The sequence below is a fragment of the Pediococcus damnosus genome, assembly GCF_001437255.1.
Lineage (GTDB): Bacteria > Bacillota > Bacilli > Lactobacillales > Lactobacillaceae > Pediococcus > Pediococcus damnosus.
On the sequence record NZ_JQBD01000101.1, the window covers coordinates 1 to 5,949 of the forward strand.

A 5,949-nucleotide genomic window follows, 5' to 3' on the forward strand; every position below is an offset into this window, starting at 1 on the left:
ATTCACCAATACCAGAAAGTGTAGACCCAATATAACTATCCTTCCCGCGGGATTGCGATTCCGTTTACTTGTGGGCCCATCTCTTTTCTGCTTTTTTGAGGACGGCTCGACAAAGCAAAAGTCAAAATATAACTATCCTTCCCGCGGGATGCGATCCCGCTCCAGGACAGTTATATTTTGACTTTTAACGCTTTGTCTCGCCCACTAATCTAAGAACCTTCTCTTCAAATACTTGGGCAATCCATCATCTTCACTTGTTTCTGTCACTACATCCGCCTGGGTCTTTATCTCATCCGCACTATTGCCCATCGCAACGCCCGTCCCCACAGCCTTCAACATACCTAAATCATTTTTATCATTTCCAAACGCAATCGTATGGTCCACCGGAATGCCATACTGGTTTGTAATTGCTCTTACCGCGCTGGCCTTGTCAATTCGTTTTGGAATCAACTCAATATTATCCGAGCTTGAAGACGAAACATTCAACACATCTGCTTCCAATAACTTTTTCCGAGCAATGGCTAATTTATCCAATTGACCCTGAGCAATCACAATACCATTAATAATTTGGTCACTTACTTCATTCAAATGATCACGATCATGCACATCCTCAAACTTACCGGCCCCATCCTGCATAACCCGCATTCTGGCTAGCCGACTTAAATCCCACGGCTTATTTTTTGTGTAGAACGTTCGATCCGTACTAAAAAAGTTAGTCGACAATCCTAATTCCATTGTGACATCATAAACAGTACTAATCGCCTTCCAGCCCAAATGATCCTGATGTAAATGATGTCCTTTTTGATAAACGGAACCATTTGAGGCAATTATTTCGACTTTGGGATTAATTCGCTTTTGAATCACCTGTGCCAAGGACAACATCCGCCCGGTAGCAATATAAAAAATAAATCCTTTTTGTTGCAACTGTTCAATTACTTTTTTGGTCATCAAGGAAACGTTTTGATTGTGTGAAATTAACGTCCCGTCAATGTCCATAAATATAATATAGGGTTCCAAAATAATGACCTCAATTCTTTTTCAATTTAATGCGCTATAGGTTTAGTTTACTACTTTATTAAAACGGTTTCATAATTTTAAGAAAACTATTTTCATAAAAATTTAAGTGGTACAATGTCATTAAAGTTCTCCAATAAAAATAATCGTATTCAAGGGGGTCCCATTATGTCAATTATTAATATTTTATACATTTCTATTGCTGGAAATACACGCTCTTTTACGCAGGATCTTCAAGACTATGCCAAGGAACAACATTCTAAGGATGCTACTAATCCCCTTATCACTTTAAAAGAAATCTCCGAAGAAACAGATTTTGAGACCGGACGCCATCCGTATTTTGCCTTTGTACCGACTTATCTTGACGGTGGCAATGGCGTCGATAACGGCGTCAAAGAACTTATGACGAATGTTTTAGGCGAATATATCGCTTATAAGAACAACCGTAAGTTATGCCTTGGTGTCATTGGAAGCGGTAATCGAAATTTCGGTTTACAATATTGTTTAACTGCCAAACGCTACGCCCGCGATTATGGATTTGATTATTTAGATAACTACGAATTACGTGGTAACTCCACTGATTGCAAACGAATATACGAAACTTTGAAGAAAAACAACGTCTTGAAAAAAGCTCCTGAAGAAGTTTAATTAAAAATAATACAAATAATGCCTGATTCAAAAAATGAATCAGGCATTATTTCGTATTTATATTACCAAGTAATCGTGTCTGGATCTGTAGCTAAACCTGCAAGTCCACGTAAACCATCAATCTTCTTCATGTCGGCATCATCAATTTCAAAATCAAATAACTTTGTATTTTCAATGATCCGTTCATTATGCACAGACTTTGGTAATGGTAAGAATCCATGTTGTAAAGACCAACGCAAAACGACTTGAGCAACTGTCTTATGATACTTTTCACTCATTGTCTTTAATTCAGAAACGCCAAAGATCTTTCCAGTACCTAGTGGACTATATGCCTCAGACAAAATATTATGATCATCATCATACTTCACAACTTCTGGCTGTAAATCACTTGGGTTAAGGAAAATTTGGTTAACCTGAGGAACAACTGTAGCTGTTTTTAATAGGGCATCTAAATGCTTAGGACGGAAATTTGAAACACCGATTGCACGAATTTTGCCAGCTTTTTGCGCTTCTTCCATTGCGCGCCAAGTATCAGCATTTGTTTGTTCCCATGTATCCCGATAAGCAATTGGATTTGGCCAATGGATCAAGAACATATCAAGATAATCTAATCCTAAATTAGTCAAAGATTTATCAACGGCCCTCTTTGTATTTTCATAGCCGTGATCCTTACCATCTAGTTTAGAAGTTACCCAAAGCTGATCCCGAGCAACACCACTGTCCTTAATTCCTTTGCCAACACTTTGTTCGTTTCCGTAAGCAAAGGCAGTATCAATATGACGATAACCAGCTGCTAAAGCCTCTTCAACTGACTTCTCCGCAACATCACCATCTGGCGTTTGCCAAGTTCCAAAACCCACAATGGGAATCTTTGTTCCATTATTTAATTCATAAGTATCTGTTAACTTTGTTAATTTTGCCAAAATATACCCTCCTGTCAAGTAATAGTTTTATTATAGAGCAAATTTGTAAGCGTTAAAAATATTTGGCATCTTTCTGAAAAATATTCTATGATAAACGAAGTGCCTTACAAAAATAGTTAACAGTTTAAACCGCTCTAATTAACGGATATCGTAGGATAATAATTATACATACTGATTCCTAAAGGTTGAAAGCACGAAAATGACTTCAGTTACTGATATTAAACGATTTAGTTCACCAAAATTAGGTTAATTACCGTTCTACGGCTCACTTGGCCTGGAATGGGGTGCGATTTTATAATTTCAACCTTTATCTGATTTAAAAAAGGAAGTCCCATTGTGGATAAACACGCAGATTTTAAGAAACGACTCTTTTTCTTTGTTATTTCCATCATTTTAAATTCATTTTCAAATGCCTTAACTGTCGCTAGCCACTGTGGTAGTGCACTTTGGACAGCCTCATCTGTTAATTTAAGTAGTTGGCTGAATTTCCCCTTATCAAATGTTTTATTTGTGGAGGGACTCGCTGTAATCTTGGCCAATGCTTTGTTACTCCAACATTTTGATTGGCACCGAATGCTCGGCAATTTAGTGTTTATGATCCCCTTTTCCTATTTAGTGGGAACAATTAGCACTAATTTGGATGCGCATGGGTTCTTAACTCTTCCCTTATGGATTCGTATTTTAGCCGACGCTCTCGGCATCGTAGGCATCGGGATCGCTGTATCAATCTATCAACGGGCAAATATTGTTTTACATCCCAATGATGACCTTACATACATTGTGCGCTTTAGATTTATGCACGGCCGGGCAGCTAAAGCCCAGTGGATCAGCTACATCCCTGCCATTTCAATCATTTTACTGACATTTATAATGACTCATCAAATTCACGCTGTCGGTCTCGGAACAGTGTTAGCATTTATTTTACAAGGGGCTGTTACAGGGTGGGCCGACCAACATGTTTTTACAACGCTTAAACATCATTTAAATGTTTAAGTAAATTTAATAGGAAGAAAAACTGGACTGTGCTATCATTTTTTATATAGGTTATACGTTAAATAAAGATACGGGAGGATTTATCATGGTGAGATCGCGGATACTGCAGTTACAAAAGGGTGGCAACTTTAGAGAACTTGGTGGCTACGAAACAATTGCTGGCAAAACAATTAAATGGCATAAAATTATTCGTTCTGGAAAGCTAGCAGATTTAACAGATGCAGATATCGCTTATTTAAACGACTACGGTCTAAAATATGATGTAGATTTCCGTTCTCCAGAGGAAAAAGCAACCTCACCAGATCGGATCCCTGACCAGGCAAAATATTTATTCATTCCCGTTTTTTCCACGGATGAAACGCAAAACTCCAAGCAAACAGAACGTTTGCAACGAAAAATGGATACTGATCCTACAACTGGCCGTCTCCAAATGCAACATGCTTACAAAGATATCATCACGAACCCGCATTCACAAAAGGCCTATCGAAGTTTTTTCGATGTTCTTCTCGAAAATGATGGTGAAAAAAGTACCTTATTATTCCACTGTACTGCAGGAAAAGACCGAACCGGGATGGGAGCAGTCTTCTTTTTAAACGCATTAGGTGTAAATGAAGACACAATTAAAGCTGATTATCTTTTAACAAACAAGGTCATCCAGCAACAACAAATAATGCTCACAAAAACTTTAAAGCTCCAGGGTGCCTCATCGGCGTTTATTCAAAGTATGCGCGACCTGCAAAGTGTTCAAATTTCATTTTATAACACTGCAATGGATCAAATTGAAAAAACATCTGGTGATATGGCCGCATACCTTCATGAATACTTACACCTCTCAGACTCTGATATTCAGGATTTACGTCATATTTATCTAGAATAATGTTTAAAACTAATTAAGGATGGTGATTTGATGAAGAGAAAAAATTTAATCGGCTTCGGGCTTGTTGCACCTTTAGCATTAGGAATTACTGGAATTACCGCAGCTAGTGCCAGGCTATACGATTATGCGTTTCGCCGAGTGGATTACGTCCCCGAAACTTCGGCCGATAAACAAAAATATGCCGATGAATACTATAATTATGTCAATTGGTTTCATAACATTCCCACTCATCACTGGACGCTACATGCTGATGATTTGGAAAATCGCGTAGAAGCTACGTTTATTCCAGCCGCCAAACTGGATTCAAAAAAAACGGTCATCATTGCTCACGGATATAAAGGCAACGGTGAGACCATGTCTAATTACGCCAAAATGTTTTATGACATGGGATACAACGTTCTGTTGCCTGATGATCGTGCCCATGGCAGGAGTTCCGGCGACTATATTAATTTCGGTTGGATCGACCGCCTAGACTTTGTCGATTGGGCCAACTCTGTAGTTAGTCGAATTGGCGCGGATTCACAAATTATTATGTTTGGCGTCAGCATGGGTGGCGCAACAATTCAAATGACTAGTGGTGAAAATTTACCACCTCAAGTCAAGCTTATGATCTCTGATTGTGGTTATTCAAGTTTACGAGATGAACTTTCTTATCTATTAAAAGAACAATTTAATTTACCGAGCAAAATTTTTGTTCCTCTGATTAATGCAATTAATCATCATCGGATGGGCTTTTCCATTGACGATGTTTCATCTATACGGCAGTTACGTAAAAATACCAGACCATTTTTATTTATCCATGGTGAAAAAGATATTTACGTTCCCACCTACATGGTCGACGAAAGTTTCGAGGCTTGCCCTGATCCTAAAGAAATTTGGATTGTTCCAAATGCTTCCCATGCTGAAAGCTTCTGGATAAATCCCCAAGCCTACCAAACCAAAATTCAACAGTTTATTGATAAATATTCAAAGTAAACCATAGCAAATTTTATTGGTGTCACACAAAAGCTTCCCAGAAACTGGATTAAACCAGTTTCTGGGAAGCCTTTATTTTCTTATTCAAAATATCTAAGCATCATGCAAAATATTTAACATCTGTGCAAACGAAACGCGGCGGGTTTCTCTTGGAATAAAACTCCGAATTTCATCTTCATTAAATCCAACTTGTAATTTATTATGTGTAAAAATAATTGGTTTTTTAATTAGACTAGGATAATTTACTAACAATCTATGCAGCTCACTAATCGTCAATGAATCAATATACTCGCGACCAAATTTTTTAAAAATCTTTGATCTCTCAGAAATGATTTCTTCGGCACCATACTCAGTGAGTGATAAAACCTTTTTTAAGGTGTCCAAGGTAATCGCCGTTGAAACAACGTTAACTTTATCATAAGTCAACTCTTGAGTATCTAACCAGTGACATGCGCGTCGTGCTGAACCACAACTTGGTCCCCATAAAACTGGGTCTCTGTCAAATCGTATTGGTGGAGA

General features: G+C 38.0%; 7 protein-coding genes. 4 read left to right on the plus strand and 3 right to left on the minus strand.

The annotated features are described in order from the left end of the window. Positions 1–204 precede the first annotated feature (204 nt). Complete coding sequence (locus IV84_RS09285) at positions 205–1,017, minus strand: Cof-type HAD-IIB family hydrolase (RefSeq protein WP_046872430.1); 813 nt, start codon at positions 1,015–1,017, stop codon at positions 205–207. Between the two features lie 165 nt (positions 1,018–1,182). Here IV84_RS09285 and nrdI point away from each other — a divergent pair, with 165 nt between their 5' ends. Continuing rightward, a complete protein-coding gene (gene nrdI, locus IV84_RS09290; RefSeq protein ID WP_056986515.1) occupies positions 1,183–1,662 on the plus strand; it encodes a class Ib ribonucleoside-diphosphate reductase assembly flavoprotein NrdI in 480 nt (159 codons plus the stop codon). Positions 1,663–1,724: 62 nt separating this feature from the next. Here nrdI and IV84_RS09295 read toward each other — a convergent pair whose 3' ends face one another. Next, entirely contained in the window at positions 1,725–2,585 is an 861-nt protein-coding gene (locus IV84_RS09295) for an aldo/keto reductase (RefSeq protein WP_046872432.1), read from the minus strand. Positions 2,586–2,921: 336 nt separating this feature from the next. Here IV84_RS09295 and IV84_RS09300 point away from each other — a divergent pair, with 336 nt between their 5' ends. The 3 genes from IV84_RS09300 to IV84_RS09310 all read left to right on the plus strand — a co-directional run bounded on the left by IV84_RS09300 (position 2,922) and on the right by IV84_RS09310 (position 5,430). Then, positions 2,922–3,578 carry a YczE/YyaS/YitT family protein gene (locus IV84_RS09300; protein ID WP_046872433.1) on the plus strand — a complete coding sequence of 219 codons (657 nt, stop codon included), beginning with the start codon at positions 2,922–2,924 and terminating at the stop codon, positions 3,576–3,578. 85 nt (positions 3,579–3,663) lie between these two features. After that, on the plus strand, positions 3,664–4,455 hold the full coding sequence (locus IV84_RS09305) for a tyrosine-protein phosphatase (RefSeq protein WP_046872434.1): 792 nt from the start codon (positions 3,664–3,666) through the stop codon (positions 4,453–4,455). A gap of 30 nt (positions 4,456–4,485) precedes the next feature. Continuing rightward, positions 4,486–5,430 carry an alpha/beta hydrolase gene (locus tag IV84_RS09310; RefSeq protein ID WP_046872435.1) on the plus strand — a complete coding sequence of 315 codons (945 nt, stop codon included), beginning with the start codon at positions 4,486–4,488 and terminating at the stop codon, positions 5,428–5,430. A gap of 93 nt (positions 5,431–5,523) precedes the next feature. Here IV84_RS09310 and spx read toward each other — a convergent pair. After that, positions 5,524–5,949: transcriptional regulator Spx (gene spx, locus IV84_RS09315; protein WP_420865362.1), on the minus strand; the 426-nt coding region annotated here is incomplete at its 5' end.

What these genes read in the sequence shown, in the direction of transcription:
- nrdI (WP_056986515.1), top strand. Translation starts at nt 1,183, where the DNA reads ATGTCAATTATTAATATTTTATACATTTCTATTGCTGGAAATACACGC.
- IV84_RS09305 (WP_046872434.1), top strand. Translation starts at nt 3,664, where the DNA reads ATGGTGAGATCGCGGATACTGCAGTTACAAAAGGGTGGCAACTTTAGA.
- IV84_RS09310 (WP_046872435.1), top strand. Translation starts at nt 4,486, where the DNA reads ATGAAGAGAAAAAATTTAATCGGCTTCGGGCTTGTTGCACCTTTAGCA.